This is a genomic window from Williamsia sp. z71, from assembly GCF_059553375.1.
This window is the reverse complement of sequence record NZ_JCANWX010000014.1, coordinates 58443-73453: the sequence shown is the minus strand read 5'-3', so window position 1 is coordinate 73453 and position 15011 is coordinate 58443. Positions and strand designations below refer to the sequence as shown.

14 protein-coding genes are annotated in these 15011 nt (G+C 64.7%); all 14 read right to left on the bottom strand.

Translation table 11 applies throughout. From position 1 onward, the window contains the following. Positions 1-41 precede the first annotated feature (41 nt). The 14 genes from AC51GR_RS24975 to AC51GR_RS24910 all read right to left on the bottom strand — a co-directional run bounded on the left by AC51GR_RS24975 (position 42) and on the right by AC51GR_RS24910 (position 14870). A complete protein-coding gene (locus AC51GR_RS24975) occupies positions 42-1283 on the bottom strand; it encodes a cytochrome P450 (RefSeq protein WP_496327346.1) in 1242 nt (413 codons plus the stop codon). Positions 1284-1344: 61 nt separating this feature from the next. Further along, positions 1345-1539, bottom strand: a complete 195-nt coding sequence (locus AC51GR_RS24970; RefSeq protein ID WP_496327345.1) for a ferredoxin — start codon at positions 1537-1539, stop codon at positions 1345-1347. Next, positions 1536-2396 carry an SDR family NAD(P)-dependent oxidoreductase gene (locus AC51GR_RS24965; protein WP_496327344.1) on the bottom strand — a complete coding sequence of 287 codons (861 nt, stop codon included), beginning with the start codon at positions 2394-2396 and terminating at the stop codon, positions 1536-1538. The genes AC51GR_RS24970 and AC51GR_RS24965 overlap by 4 nt, the downstream gene beginning before the upstream one ends. Continuing rightward, the gene (locus tag AC51GR_RS24960) at positions 2396-3301 is read right to left on the bottom strand and encodes an alpha/beta fold hydrolase (protein WP_496327343.1); all 906 of its coding nucleotides are present in this window, start codon (positions 3299-3301) and stop codon (positions 2396-2398) included. Before AC51GR_RS24960 ends, AC51GR_RS24965 begins: the two co-directional genes overlap by 1 nt. Further along, the gene (locus AC51GR_RS24955) at positions 3298-3930 is read right to left on the bottom strand and encodes an NADPH-dependent FMN reductase (RefSeq protein ID WP_496327342.1); all 633 of its coding nucleotides are present in this window, start codon (positions 3928-3930) and stop codon (positions 3298-3300) included. Before AC51GR_RS24955 ends, AC51GR_RS24960 begins: the two co-directional genes overlap by 4 nt. 6 nt (positions 3931-3936) lie before the next feature. Beyond that, positions 3937-4932: a cyclase family protein gene (locus tag AC51GR_RS24950; RefSeq protein WP_496327369.1), complete on the bottom strand. Its 996-nt coding sequence runs from the start codon at positions 4930-4932 to the stop codon at positions 3937-3939. 43 nt (positions 4933-4975) lie between these two features. Further along, positions 4976-5842 carry a coniferyl-alcohol dehydrogenase gene (locus AC51GR_RS24945; protein ID WP_496327341.1) on the bottom strand — a complete coding sequence of 289 codons (867 nt, stop codon included), beginning with the start codon at positions 5840-5842 and terminating at the stop codon, positions 4976-4978. Positions 5843-5867: 25 nt separating this feature from the next. Then, entirely contained in the window at positions 5868-7172 is a 1305-nt protein-coding gene (locus AC51GR_RS24940) for an LLM class flavin-dependent oxidoreductase (RefSeq protein ID WP_496327340.1), read from the bottom strand. 3 nt (positions 7173-7175) lie between these two features. Beyond that, positions 7176-8978 (bottom strand): FAD-binding protein, encoded by a 1803-nt coding sequence (locus tag AC51GR_RS24935; protein WP_496327339.1) that lies wholly within the window; start codon positions 8976-8978, stop codon positions 7176-7178. A 34-nt stretch (positions 8979-9012) separates the two neighbouring features. Continuing rightward, the gene (locus AC51GR_RS24930; protein WP_496327338.1) at positions 9013-9966 is read right to left on the bottom strand and encodes a 3-carboxyethylcatechol 2,3-dioxygenase; all 954 of its coding nucleotides are present in this window, start codon (positions 9964-9966) and stop codon (positions 9013-9015) included. Continuing rightward, entirely contained in the window at positions 9923-11659 is a 1737-nt protein-coding gene (locus AC51GR_RS24925; protein ID WP_496327337.1) for a bifunctional 3-(3-hydroxy-phenyl)propionate/3-hydroxycinnamic acid hydroxylase, read from the bottom strand. The genes AC51GR_RS24930 and AC51GR_RS24925 overlap by 44 nt, the downstream gene beginning before the upstream one ends. A gap of 3 nt (positions 11660-11662) precedes the next feature. Then, the gene (locus tag AC51GR_RS24920) at positions 11663-12526 is read right to left on the bottom strand and encodes an alpha/beta fold hydrolase (RefSeq protein WP_496327336.1); all 864 of its coding nucleotides are present in this window, start codon (positions 12524-12526) and stop codon (positions 11663-11665) included. A 51-nt stretch (positions 12527-12577) separates the two neighbouring features. Continuing rightward, a complete protein-coding gene (locus AC51GR_RS24915) occupies positions 12578-13648 on the bottom strand; it encodes a phosphotransferase (protein WP_496327335.1) in 1071 nt (356 codons plus the stop codon). A 19-nt stretch (positions 13649-13667) separates the two neighbouring features. Next, the gene (locus AC51GR_RS24910) at positions 13668-14870 is read right to left on the bottom strand and encodes a cytochrome P450 (RefSeq protein WP_496327334.1); all 1203 of its coding nucleotides are present in this window, start codon (positions 14868-14870) and stop codon (positions 13668-13670) included. Positions 14871-15011: the final 141 nt, after the last annotated feature.

Sequence of the window (15011 nt, the reverse complement as noted above, 5' to 3'; positions counted from 1 at the left end):
ACAAATTTGTGGCTCGTCTTCGTATTTCCGGCTCGTTTGCGCTACCAGGTGACCGGCAGCTGATAGACGCCGTAGGCCAGTCGGTCGTGCTTGAACTCGACTTCTTCGAACGGGATCGCCAGCGCGAGGCTCGGGATGCGGCGAAGCAGCGTCTGGAAGACGATCTGCAACTCCACCCGCGCGAGCTGCTGACCCACGCACTGGTGAACACCGAAACCGAAGCCGACCTGCTGGCGGGCGGGCCGCAGAATATCGAGCTTGTCGGGCTCGGGGAACTCCCTGGCGTCCCAGTTCGCCGGGGCCAGGTCGATGATGATGCCCTCCCCCGCCTTGATCGTCTTGCCGCCGATCTCGATGTCCTCCACCGCAACCCGCCGTTGCCCGTTCTGAATGATGCTCAGGTAACGCATCAGTTCTTCGACCGCGTTGGCCAGCACCTTCGGGTCATCGGAATCGCGCAGCAGCGCCAGCTGCTGCGGGTTCTGCAGCAGCGCCAGTGTGCCGAGCGAGATCATGTTGGCACTGGTCTCGTGGCCGGCGATGAGCAGTCCGGTGCCGAGCTGTGCGGCCTCCCGCATGGTGAGCTCCTCGGCGCGAACCCGCTCGGCCAGCTCGGTCACGATGTCCTCGGCAGGCTCGTCCATCTTCTTCTTGACCAGCTTGATCAGGTATCTGGCCAATCCGGTCCGACCCTCGGCCGCCTGCTCCGCAGAGGCGAACCGGCTGACCCCCGTCGTCGCGTGTGCCTGGAAGAACTCGTGATCCTCGTAGGGCACACCCAGCATCTCGGAGATCACCAGCGACGGCACCGGCAGGGCGAGGCCTTCGACCAGATCAGCGGGTTGCGGGCCGGCCAGGATCGCATCGATGTGTTCATCGGTGATCCGCTGGATGGCCGGGCGCATCGCGTCGACGCGTTTGAAGGTGAAGGGACGGGTCAACATTCGACGAAACTTGGTGTGTTCCGCACCGTCGGAGGTGAACACCGACCTCGGGCGCACATCAACCGTCGAGAGCATGCCCTCGTTCCAGTGCGGGAAGCCCGGGCGCCTGTCGTCGACGCTGACCCGTGGATCACCCATCAGCGCCTTCAGCTCGGGGTACCCCGTGACCAGCCATGGGGTGCTTCCGTCCCAGATCCGGACGCGGCTCAGCGGTGCGATCTCGGTGAGGGCCCGAACCTGCGGCGGAGGCGCGAACGGACACTGCGCCGACCGCTCCATCGGGTAGTCCGGGACATCACCGGTTCCATCAATTGTTGTGCTGGGCAGCGAATCAGACACGGTCACTCCTTAGCGGGTTATCGGAAGATCGAGGGCGGTGTGCACGGCGAGATGGGTGCGCTCATTCCTCCACGTGGATGGCCATCGCAGGACACACCGCCGCTGCTTCCCTGACGTGACCATGCAGTTCGGCGGGTGGATGATCGTTGAGCAGTTCGACGATCCCGTCGTCATCCCGTTGATCGAAAACATCTGCTGCCTCGAAGACACACTGTCCGGCAGCGATGCATTTGGATTGCTCGACTGTCACTTTCATACGGGCCTTCTTTCTCCGTTGCTGTGGGCAGCGGTGGCCGGCTTGTCCGAGAAGTTCCGCTTCTTCAGCGGTTTGCCGGCCACCGTGCCACCGTCGACCGGCAGCACCGTTCCCGTCACATACGACGACCGGTCGCTACCGAAGTACAGGGCCACTTCTGCCACGTCGCCGGGCGTGCCGTCGCGCCCCAGCGGCCGGTCGGCCTTCATGGCCTCGCGCACGCCCCTGGTGAACCGCTCCCCGGCCTCCGGCGACATCTTTGCCGCGGAAGTGGCGAGCAATGAGGTCGGAATGTTGCCCGGTGCAATGCAATTGACGCGAATGTCGTATTCGGCCAGCTCGATGGCCGCCGATTTCGTGAAGTGGATCGCCGCGGCCTTGGATGCCCGGTACGTCATCACACCACCACCGGCCAGTACGCCGCCGACCGAGGACACGTTGATGATCGAGCCGCCATCGGCAGTCGCCATGTGGCGGGCGGCATTTCGCGTACCGAGCATCACCCCGAGGAGGTTGACCCCCATCACGTGATGGAAGTCGGCCAGGTCATCCTGGAGAAAGCTCTTGTGCATGACCCCGGGGACCCCGGCGTTGTTGACCATGATGTCCAGTGCACCGAAGGTATCGACCGCCACCGCGACGAGCTGTTCCACCTGCCGCGGGTCGGAGACATCGGTCGGCTGGAACATCGCCTCGGGTCCGTGAGCAGCGGCGAGGGTTTCGCCTCCGACGAGATCTGTGTCGGCGATCACCACCCGCGCCCCTTCGGCCAAGAACCGCTCGACAGTCGCAGCCCCGATCCCCGCGGACCCGCCCGTGACCACTGCGACCTTGCCTGACAGTTCGCCCATCGCCATCACTTCCGTTGTTCGGTCGCGCGCGATTCCGCGCACTGTTTCTCGAAGAATTCGATGAGAAGCCGGCTCACCGCGGCCGGCTGTTCTATCTGCGGACAATGACCGGCCTGCGGAATCACCGCCGAGGTCCCCACCCGCACCCGGTCGGCCAGTTCCTTTGCCCAGCCAGGGGGCAAGAGTTTGTCGCACTCACCCTCGACGACCAGCGTGGGTACGCCGATCCGTTCGTAGGGCCGGTCATTCACCAACCCGCCCGAACCGGTACCGGCGGCGGCCTGCGCAGCCGTGTCCGGTCGCCGGAACCGGGCGGCGGCCACCGCTTCCCAGGCACCCGGCGCGGTCGACGACTCGTACCGTCGACGGACGAAGTCCCCGTCCGCGGGGTACGAGGCATCGTGGAAAAGGGCCTCGACGATCCGGCGCATGGCGGGCATCGTCGCGTCATAGTCATACAGCGCCTGCATGTGTGGGCCCGGCTGGATCTCGCCGCCGCCGCAGATGGCCACCAGAGTCCGCACCGGCAACACCGGACGGTCCGACGTCAGATCGGCCAACAGCATGACCGCTCCCATGGAGTTCCCGACAAAGTGTGCCGAGTCCACACCCAGCACCCGACACAGTGCGGCGACATGTCGTATGCGCAGACCTCGGCCGTCGTTGAAGTCGACCACTTTTGCCGATTCCCCGAAGCCCAGCAGGTCGGGTGCCAGAACGTGAAACCGCTCGGCGAGCGGACCGAGGATGCGCTCGAAGCCCAATTCCGCACCGGCACCGAACTCTCCACCGTGCAGGAGCACCACGGTCTCACCTACCCCGCCCTCGAGGTAGCTGGTCGAGTGCCCGTCCACCACCACATATCTGCGCACGATGTGGGCGGGTGAGGTCCGGCTGCCGGAGTTCGTCATGACTGCCGCCCACCGGCTCTCGCGAAGGCCAGCACCTGCGCGGCCAGCATGTCCAGCTGTCCCCGAACCGCCTGGTCCGTCAATTGGCCTGCGTCATCCCAGATCTGGTCGGCCGAGTTGATGGCCACACCCAGCGGTGTGGGCCACGCCCGCAGCGCATGTCCGATGGACCGGAGTTGTCCGAGCGTTCCCACCGCTGCCTGCCAGCCGTAAGCACAGGAGATACAACCCCATGGCGTGTTGTCCAGGTAGGTCCGCGGTTCGTCGCGCAGGTCCTCGATGTAGTCGATCGCATTCTTGATCAGCCCCGAGACCCCGCCGTGATAGCCCGGGGACGAGACGATCACCGCATCGGCACCGCGCAGGGAATCGACCAGTTTGCGCGCCTGTGGTGTGCGTTCGAGTTCGTGCGGCGAGTACATCGGCATGTCGAGGTCGGCGCCGCTGTAGATCTCGGTGTGTCCGCCCTGCCGCTCGATCGAGTCCAGGCAGTACCGCAACACCCGCTCGGTGGACGAGTTGGTGCGCAGCGTGCCGCCGAGTCCCACCACCAGGGGCCCGGCATCTACCGCCGCCGTGGGCGCGTCCGTCGCCGTGGCCCGGTTTGTCGCCGTCGTACTGTGCGTCATCGCCGGCTACTTGATCGCTATCGGATTGACCGGCGACCCCACGGCACCGGTGACCCGCAAAGGCGGTGCCACCAGCTGGAACTCGTAGATTCCGTCGGCCGCGCAATCGGCGGCCAGGGCAGTCAGATCCCAGTACTCGCCGAGCATCAATCCCATGTCGCGCAGACAGAGCATGTGCATCGGCAGGAACGTCCCCTCGACCGCCGACACCGGATCCTCGACCATCAGGTTGTCCGACGCGACCGCGGCGACCTCATGATCGTGCAACCACGATGCGCAGGTCCAATCGAGTCCGGCTCCGGGTTCGGATCCGGCACCGGTGGTCAGGAACCTGGCCCACCAACCCGTTCGGACCAGGACGATGTCTCCGCGTCGGATGGTGACGCCCTGTGCCCGGGCGACGTCGTCGAGTTCGGCCGGGGTGATCGTCTGGCCGTGTTCGAGGTACAGGTCGGCCCCACGGTGGCGGACCACGTCGAGGAGCACGCCACGAGAGGTGATCCCTTTGCTGTCCACCTTGTCGATCCCACAGTGCTTGGCGCCCATGCTCGTCACCGAATCCGCGGGGAAGCCGTTGTACAACTTCTCCTCGTAGTACACGTGTGAGAGGGCGTCCCACTGCGTCGCGGCCTGCAGCGGCATGATGATCATGTCGTCGTTGAACCGGAACGGATTGTCCTCACCGGCAAAGAACCCGCTCAGTTCCTGGCCCACCGAGTTGATATCCCAATCCGTACAGTGCTTGACCAGGGTTTCGGCGTCGCCGCCGTCCACCGTCATCACGTGGACGGGGTTCTGCCGAAACTTGAAGGCGCCCTGGGGTCCGGACGATCCGAAGTCGACGCCCAGCGGAAAAACCTTGCCCGCCTTGGCCAGAGATGCCCCTTCCGCCACTTTGTCGGCCGTGATGAAGTTGAGGGTGCCGAGTTCGTCGGCACTGCCCCACCGGCCCCAGTTCCGGACCTCGTCGGCAACACGGCGAAAGTCCTTCATGGTGGACATCGTGATCGGTTCGACGGTACTGACTCCACTGTGGTCGCTCATGTCAATTCCTTGTGTCATGTGTAGGTGCTTGATGGTCGGTGACCCCGAGGGTTGAGACGGGCTCACGCAGCTCGTTGCTGTTCACGATTCCGCCGTCGACCCAAACCACCTGGCCGGACACGTAACTGGCGGCGTTGCTACCCAGAAAGATCAGAACCGCAGCCTGTTCCGGCGAGGTCGACACCCGGCCCAACGGTTTCGGTATGTCGTCAAGATACTCCGGACCGTACGCGGTGCGCAGCTGATCGAGGATGGGCGTCTCGGTCACGCCCGGGGCCGTGCAGTTGATCCGGATGCCCTGCGCACCAAGGTGTTCAGAGTTCCGTATGCAATAGTGGATGATCGCCTCTTTGGACAATGTGTAGCCACCGTTGGCGTGGGCTGCCGGATGTTCCCGACACCACTGCACACCCTCGGCCATCGATCCGGTGCCGAGCAGGTCCGCGACGGTGGCCCGATTGTCGCGATACCCGGACGCGGCCATCGATGAGACGCAGGTGATCGACGATCCGATTGGCATCCGGGAGACCAATGATTCGGTCAGATGTCGCATGCCGAGAAAGTTGATCGTCACCACCAGCAGCGAGTTCCCGATCCCGGAGGACACGCCGGCAACGTTGAACAGCGCATCGACCGCGCCGCCGCCGATCGCGGCGACGGCGCGGTCGATCGACCCCCGATCAGCGAGGTCCACCTGATGGAACTCGCTGATCGGGGAATCCTGACCCGGCGCAGATATGTCGAGACCGATGACGTCGGCACCCAGCTCGGCACTCTGCCGCGCGACCTGCTCACCGATGCCCGACGAGCATCCGGTGACCACGACACGACGGCCGTCGTAGCGCAACAGCTGGTCTAGATGGCCCATGACCGGAATACCTGCGCCGTGGCGATCACTGTGCCGCCGCCTCCTTCGCGGCTTGTGCCGCCTGGACCCGGCCCTCGTTGATCTCTGCCATCGCCTCGGGAATCTCACTCGCGGTGAAGCTTCCGCCACGACCGGTCGGTAGGCCACCGAATGAGTAGTTCGGGTCGAACTCCGGCGCGCGCGATTCCGGGCGACGCGCCTGCACCTTCTCGATGACCGGGGCGAGTCGCTGAGCCTTTGCCTTGACGGCCTTTTCGTCCCGTTCGATGAACTCCGGCAGGACCTCTTTGCCCATCAGCTCGATCGATTCCATCGTCGCCTCGTGACAGCGTGGATTGAGCAGCAGGATGATCTCGTCGACCCCACTCTCCTCGTAGCCACGCAGGAACTCGCGAACCATCTCCGGCGAACCGATGGCGCCGCGACCCGGGCCGTAGGCGAGGGTCTCGTCGTTGGCCACCTCTTCGAGGTACCGCTCCCACACGCCCGTGCGGCCGGGTATGTGCTGTCCGGTCATGTAGTAGTGCATGATCCCGAACGAGAAGAAGCCGCCGCCGACTCCGAGCCGGTCGAGTGCCTGTTTCTCGGTCGGCGCGACCATCATCGACAAGTCGCCACCGATCGCGAGGATGTTCGGATTGATCTCCGGCGTCGACGGCACACCGCGCTCTTCGAACTCCTGGTAGTACGAGGCAACGCGGTCGCCGAGCGGTCCGGGCCCGGTGTAGGCGAAACTCAGTGCACCGATGGCCTTTTGCGCTGCCATCTGCACCGACGATGGACGGGTGCAGGCCACCCATACCGGCGGATGCGACTTCTGGAACGGCTTCGGGATCACGTTGCGGGCCGGCATCTCGATGTGCTCGCCCTTGAACCCGGTGAACGGCTCCTCGGTCATGCAGCGGATGGTCACCTCGAGGGCTTCCTCCCACTGTCCACGCTTGTCCGCCGGATCGATGTTGAACCCGGCGAGCTCGGCCACGGACGACGATTCACCGGTTCCGAACTCCACCCGGCCGCCGGAGATGAGGTCGAGCGTCGATACGCGCTCGGCGACCCGGGCCGGGTGATTGATCCCCGGCGGCAGGTGCATCACGCCGAAGCCGAGGCGGATGTCCTTGGTCCGCTGGCTGGCGGCGGCCAGGAACATCTCGGGTGCCGTTGAGTGGCAATACTCTTCGAGGAAATGGTGTTCGGTGAGCCACACCGTCGAGAATCCCGCCTTGTCGGCGGCCTCCACCTCGGCCAGGCCCTCCTGGAACATCTTGTATTCGTCGTCCTGCGTCCACGGGCGTGGCAGGGCGAACTCATAGAACAAGGAAATCTTCATTGGTTACCTCCGATGGGAATGAAACGGTTGCGAGGGTGAAGCGGAATCCTCCTGCGGTGCTGCGACTTCGGCCGGACCGGGATTCTGTGCGATGTGACGCGCGGCGACGTATCCGAACGTCATCGCCGGGCCGATGGTGGCCCCGGCCCCGGCGTAGCTCCGGCCCATCACCGCCCCGGAGGTGTTACCCACCGCGTACAGCCCGTCGACGTGTGAGCTGTCGTCGCGCAGGACGCGGGCGTACTCGTCGGTCTGGAGTCCGCCGGAGGTTCCGAGATCACCCAGGACCATCCGGAAGGCGTAGTACGGCGGTTTCGTCACCGGGTACAGATTGGGGTTGGGCAAGGTCGGGTCGCCGTAGTAGTTGTCGTAGCTGCTGTCACCGCGATTGAAGTCGTCGTCATGGCCTCGGCGGGCGAGGTCGTTGAAACGCTCTGCGGTTCTGGTGAGTTCGTCGACCGGTACCTCGATCTTGGTGGCGAGTTCTGCCAAGGTGGACCCTTCTTGGACAACTCCGGACTGCAACCACTCCTTCGGCATCTTGCGCCCGGTGGGTACCGGCGCGAACGGAATCTTGGGTAGCGGCAGGTGTCCTGCCACGACATACCTCGCCCACGACCGCGAGTCGGTGATGAGCCAGCAGGGAATGTGGGTCACCCCGGTCTTCTCGCCGGCGATCATCGCGTGGCTGAAGTCCATGTACGGCGCCGCCTCGTTGCAGAATCGGCGTCCGGCACCGTTGACCACGAACTGCGAGGGCATCATGCGCTCGTTGAGCATGAACTGCATTCGACCGTCAGGCCATTGGATGGCCGGAAACCACCAGGCCTCGTCGAGCAGTTCGGTTGCGGCCCCGACTTTCTCGGCCGCCCGGATCCCGTCACCGGTGGCCAGCGGATTTCCGAAGCTCCAATCCTCCGCCAAGACCGGTTGGTGTTCGCGCCGCCAGTCCATGTCGTGATCGAATCCGCCGGTCGCGAGAATCACGGCCCGTCGGGCCCGGATCCGCAGCGTGGCACCCTCATGCCCGACCACCGCACCGAGCACCGATCGATCAGGCCCTTCGATCAGCTCGATCATCGGCGAGTCCAGCCACAGCGGTATGCCCTGCTCTTTCATGGCCAGCCGCAGCCGGGCCGCCAACGATTGGCCGATCGCGGCGATCCGGTCACCGAACACATGGGCCCGGAACATGCGCCACAGCAGCTTGAAGAGCACTGCTTTACCCGTCCAGGACTGCCGGATCCGATAGAACGCGCGCAGGTCCTTCGGTCCGAGCCACACTCCCTTGGGAGCCAGTGCCAGGGGCGTCAACAGGTTCTGCTCTTCGTCGCCGAGTTCCCGCAGGTCGATGGGTGGAACGTTGATGGTGCTGCCACGTTCGGAACCCCCTGGCAGTTCCGGGTAATAGTCGGCGTAGCCCGGCTTCCAGACGAACTCCAGCCACGGGCTGGACCTCTCCAGAAAATCCATCATCTCGGGGGCGGTCTGGACGTACTGCGCGATGCGTTCGTCACTGACCAAGCCCTCGGTGATTGCGCGCAGGTACTCCTGCACACCCGCCGGTTCCGGGGAATACCCCGCGCGGCGCTGGGCGGGCGCGCCCGGAACCCAGATGCCACCACCGGACAACGCCGTGGATCCACCGAATTGTGCGCCCTTCTCCACCACCAGGGTGTCCAGTCCGGCGTCAGCGGCTGCCAGTGCCGCGGTCATCCCGCCACCGCCCGATCCGACCACCAGTACGTCGACAGTTTTGTCGTAATCGCCGGCGGGGGTGATCGCCGCTGTCTCAGAATCCGTCACTGCGTCCTCCTCTGGCGGTTGTCGGGTTCGTGTGTCATGGGCGGGCTTCGGCGCTGCTTTGGGCAGCCCGGATCGCAAAACCCGCAATCAACTCGGGCGCGGCGCGGTAGTAACGCACCGGCGTCTCGTAGGGCCCTTGAGCGGCCATCGCCGCGAAGGCCGCCACCCAGGTGCGGATCTCGTGTGCCGAATTGCCGGCGTCGGTGGTGATCTGCGTGTTGGACCAGCCGTCGATCTCGTCGAGTCGGCCGGTGTCGACGATCTCCAGGAACTCACGGTCCCAATCCGGATTCAACGGACGAAGTGGGCCACGGCCGGCGGCGAAATCCCGCGCCGCCTCGATGACCGCGCTCTGCCGCGCCGAACGCTGCTGCGGGGTCTGGTCGCCGCCGTGCACCATTCGCTCCCGGGCGCCGCCCGTCGCGGTGGCCAGTGTCGGTACCGGCGGATCATGTGACAGGCCGCCAGAGCCGATGACGAGCACCCGCTGATCCAGACCCCCCAGGTACTCACCCACCGCCTGCCCGAACGCGCGTACCCGCCGCAACGGACCGAGCGGCGCCGCAACGGAATTGACGAAGATCGGGATCACCGGCCGGGCCCGCGAATCACCGAGCAGGCGTTGCAGGGGCTGCACGGTGCCATGGTCGACGTCCATCGATTCGGAGACCGCAACATCGACCCCGGCCTCGAGCACCGACCGCGCGCACGCATCGGCGAGCTCGCGCGGCACATCCAGCGGATCGGCCTGCGTCCCGTAATCACCGACACCCCGGGCGGCGTTGCCGATGCAGAACGGCGGCATCACCCGGTAGAAGAATCCGTTGTAGTGATCCGGTGAAAAGATCACCACCACTTCAGGGTCCCAACTCCGGACGAAGTCGGCGGCCTCTTCGAGCGCGGCCCCCACGTCGTCGACGAGTTCGGGCGGTGTGCCCGGGAGTTCAAGCAGGGGGCTGTGTGACACGCAGCAGAGCGCCAGTGGCATCGGTTTCCCCTTCCCCTGATCCGGCTCGCCCAGATCTGACCTGCCCTGAGCCGAGTACGTCGAGCAGTGCCGCACTTGTCTCCGGGGCACGTTGTGCGACGCAGGCTGCGGCAATACACCGGTCCGGTCGCAGGAACAGGACGGAGTCCGTCTGTGCGTCGAACCAGCGCTTCACGTGGCCGCTGCTGTCACCGATGACGATGACATCGGGATCGTCGTGGCCGGTCCATTCGAGCTGACATCCCGGCCGGGCCGTGATGAATCTGGCGCCCTGGGCTTTCCACGCCGAGAACTGCTGCTCCCCCAGCACCGTGCGTGGATGGTTGTTCCAGCACAGCACTGCGAACCAGGTGCCCAGGACGTCGTCGAGCAGAACACCTTTGCGATCCCGCGTGTCCACGCTCGGCTGGATGAACAGGGTGCCCACCGCTGACCGGGCCGGACGGGGATCGGCATGGACCACCGCACCGTGCTCATACCGGGGCATCGGCTTGAATCGCATGGTCAGCACGTAGTTCTTCAAGGCGGGGAGCACGGATGCGCTGCGGATCAGCAGATCTCGGGCGGCGGCAATCCGCCTGTTCGTCGGCGAGATGACCTTGCCCACCATCGTCGACAGATCGATCATGGCCCGGGCGTGACTGCGACGTTCGCTGTCGTAGGTGTCCAGGAGAACGTCATCGGCACGACCGGTCACCACGGCGGCCAGCTTCCATCCCAGGTTGGCCGCGTCCCGGATCCCGCTGTTGTAACCCTGTCCCTGCCACACCGGCATCAGGTGCGCGGCGTCACCGGCCAGCAGTATCCGACCTTTCCGGAAGGCACCGGCGATGCGGGAGTGGTGGGTGTACACCCGACGCCGGATCACGTCGAGGTCGTCCGGGTACGGCACCAGGGGCGCGAGCAGTTTCGCGAGGAATTCGGGTCGCTGCGCCTCCTCGTCACTCTCGCCGGAGTGAATCATGAACTCGAACCGGCGGATGCCATGGGCGATCGACACCGACACGTTGGGTCGCGCCGGGTCCGCGGCCACCTCGATGTTCGGGTGTCCGAGCGGGTCGGTCGCCAGATCCACGACCAGCCATCGTGTCGGTGATGTCGTCCCCTCGAACGACACCCCCATCAGATGTCTTGTCGCACTACGCCCGCCATCGCATCCGACCACATAGCGCGCGTTCACGATCCGGCGTCCGCCGGTACCGGCGAGTTCCACCACCACCCCCTCGCCGGTGTCGTCGACCGCCACCATCGGGGAGTTCCAGGCCACCTGAACATGATCGAAACGCCCCAGCCCGGCCAGGAGCTCCGCGTCGACGAGCGGCTGGACGAACGCATTGCGCCGGGGCCAACCGAATGAGGTGTCGGTGGGCGCGATCTCGGCCAGCAGCCGGCGTTTGGCGTCGACAAAGCGCAGTATCTGATTCGGGCTGGTGTGCGGGAGGACCCGGTCGACGAGGCCGATCGACTGGAAGGTGCGCAGGGATTCGTCGTCCAGGCCCACCCCCCGTGGATAGTCGATCAGCGTGTTGCGCTCATCGACCACCAGCGTCCGAACATTCTGCAGGCCCAGGATGTTGGCGAGGGTGAGTCCGACCGGGCCGGCCCCGACGATCACGACATCAACCTGCGCGGTCTGCGGTGCGCGACCGACCTGATCACGGTCGGTGGCCCCGCCGTCGAGTGCAGAGGACACGGCTCACCCTCCCAACAGGAACTCGAGATGCAGCGCGTTGAACGTCTTGGCGTCCTCGTACTGCGGCCAATGCCCGCACCCGTGCATCACCTCGAAGCGCGAACCGGGGATCATGGCCGCGATCCGCCGTCCCTCGTCGACGTTCGCGGTCGGATCGTCACTGGTCCACAGCACCAGGGTCGGCGCGGTGATACGCCCGTAGTCCTTCGGGCCCATCATATTTCGGGTCCGGATGTCTGGATCTTGCAAGGCCATGATGTCGCTCATCGCATCGATGAATCCCGGTTGCCGATAGATCCGCTGCCTGCTTGCGACAATGTCGTCGTAGTCCTTCGACTTGTCCGCCATCAGCCACTTGATCCGGGCCTGCACGGTCTCCCAGGACGGATTGCGCGCGGCGGCCATCGACAGATCGATGATCCGTTCCATCACCACCGGATCCGACTGCGAACCACCGGCCGTGTTCAGCACCAACCGCCCGACGCGCTCCGGGTGATCGGCGGCAACGCGCGAAGCAACCCAGCCACCCAAAGACTCACCACTCAGACTGGCCTGCGGGGCGCCGATGGCATCGAGGAATCCGAGGTAGTGATCCACGTAGTGCGGGATTTCCAGTGGGTGTCCGGGTTTGTCTGTGTAACCGTGGCCCAGCATGTCGATCGACCAGGTCGAGAAGTGCTCGGCGTGCGCCTCCAGATTGCGCACATAGGCTTCGGCGTGACCGCCCGATCCGTGGAGCAGCACCAACACCGGCATCGTGTGGTCGCCGGCATGGAGGTAGCGGGTCCGGATGCCACCGACCGTCAGGTAACCCTGCTCGAAGGCAACACCCTGGAGGTCACCCCAGACGCTTTCATGTTCTGGCACTTGTCATCTCCGGTGTCTGGTCGGTGCAGTAGACGAGTCGTCGCGATGAGATCAGGTATCGAAGCTCTCGAGAGCCTGCGCTGTCTCCAGATCCGAGTAGGCCACCGAATAACGTTCGGCGAGTGCGATAGCGATGTCCGGCCGTTGCCACAATTCGCCGGCGCTGGCCGTGCACAGCCAAACGGCCAGACCGTGTGCCACCGAGGCGCGGTACTGCCGCCAGACCTCGTTTCGACTCGGAAGCTCGTCGGCGGGGAGCCCGAGCGCCCCGCGATACTCTTCGAGGAGGTCGCGTTCGTGATTGCGGCGGTCGTCGATTGTCAACGCGCCCTGCAGGAAGTAGCCCAGGTCGAGACCGAAGTTCCCGCGTCGAACCACCTGCCAGTCCAAGAATCCCACCTCGTCACCAGGTAACACGTACGAGTTGCCGATGTGTGCGTCACCATGCAGCAATGTCTGGTCCGACGTGGTCAGGGTGCGGATGTACGGCGCCCAGACACCATTGATGAGGTGATCGATGGTCAGTGCCCTCACCTGCGGGGGTGCCGCGTCACCGAGACGGTCCAGCGCAGCGGGCAGGGGCGCGTATTCCATCCCTGGCCACGGAACAAATGGTTCGACCCAACTCAACTCAGGACGCTTCGACCGTGCGCCCCAATACGCTCCGTGCAGTCGCGCAAGGCCTCGCACAGCACTGCCGGCCTGAGCAACCGACAGCGGGCGCGTCGCGTCACGCGGATCGGCTCCACGCGCGGTCAGATCCTCCATCACAAGGACAAAGTTGTCGTTCCCCTCGTCGGTGAGCGACGCATAGACAGTCGGATGTTCAAGGGGCAGTGCGAGGTTGGAGTTGAACAGACGAGGCTCGTGATACAGGCCGCTGGTGAGTGCGATCAGTTCGGTATGCGCCGGGTCGGCGCCCTTCACGAACACCGTCGCGGGCCCGGACCCTGACGAGTAGGTCAAACCCAACCGTGCTCGGCGGTTGGTTCCGTCGTCGCGCAGCACCACCTCGACCTGATCCACCACCGCCCCCGGGTGATGTCGCGAGATCGCAATGGTCATCCACTCACCCGTGATCTCGTCCCACGACCTGGGTACGGGCAGTTCGGTGGTTGTCATGGGTTTCACTTCCACGTGATCAGCGGATGATGGCGGGCATCGCGTCCCAACCCCGGACCGTCGAGGTCGGGGACAAGGTCGCACGGCTCAGGTCCACGTCCCATTCCGGGAATCGCTTCAGAATCTCTTCGAGGGCAATCCGTCCTTCCAGTCGGGCCAGCGACGAGCCGAGGCAGAAATGTGTGCCGATACCAAAGGCAAGGTGCGGGCGGACTTCGCGATTGATATCGAAAACATCACCGTTCGGGGGGAACTGGCGATCATCGCGGCAGGCGGAGGCCAGCAGCAACATCATCACGCTGCCCGCCGGTACGGTCTGGCCGTGGTATTCGACGTCGCGGGTCACATACCTCGACGCATGCGGCCCTGGTGGCTCGAACCGCAGCAGCTCTTCAATCGCTTTGGGTATCAAGGCATTGTCCTCGACGAGCTGACGCCGCTGATCTGGATGCTCGGCGAGAACCTTGCCGGCCCATCCGATCAGCCGGGTGGTCGTCTCGTTGCCTGCTCCGGCAACCACGTTGACATAGGTGAGCAACTCTGCGCGGGTGAGTTTGCGGGTCGTCCCGGTTTCATCTTCGAACTCGACGTTGAGCAATTCGGTCACGATGTCATCGGAAGGATGTTTGGCGCGCCAGTCGATGTAGTCGGCGAATATCTCACCGGTGTCGATCCCTTCCTCAGCGGCCTTCATCGGTTTGCCCGCCTCTGTACGCATCTGGGCATTGGCGTGTTCCCGGATGGCCACCTGATCTGCCTCCGGGATTCCGATCAGCATCCCGATCACCCGCATCGGCATCTGCGCACCGAGGTCGGCGACGAAGTCGAACTCTTCGGCACCGATCAATGGATCAAGACTGCGAGCGCAGAACTCACGGATCTTCGGTTCCAGCTCAAACACCTTGCGGGGCGTGAACATTCGAGCCAAGAGCTTTCGGTGAACGGTGTGAACCGGCGGATCCTCGAAGATCAGCACACCGGGCGGGATGTCGATGTTCGCCCTGATCAGCTCGAGAATCGCACCACGCGCAGAACTGAAGGTCGTGGGGCTTGCCAGCGCGCCGTGGACATCGGCGTAGCGACTGAGCAGGTAGAAGTCGTGTTCGCTGTTGTAGTAGAGCGGGGACTCTTCCCGGAGCCGCCGGAACATCGGATACGGATCGGCATTCAATTCCACGTCATAAGGGTCGAAATGAACATCACTATTTGCACTCACTGTCACCGGATTGCCCCTCCCTCTGTGCCGTACACCCAGGCTCGGCACGCTTCGCAGACCACCCGGAGATCCGAAAGTGGCTGATGTTCTTCGCACGATCCATCCCGGCAGCCACCCGAAATTGCGGGCCTCACATGCGCCGGGAGC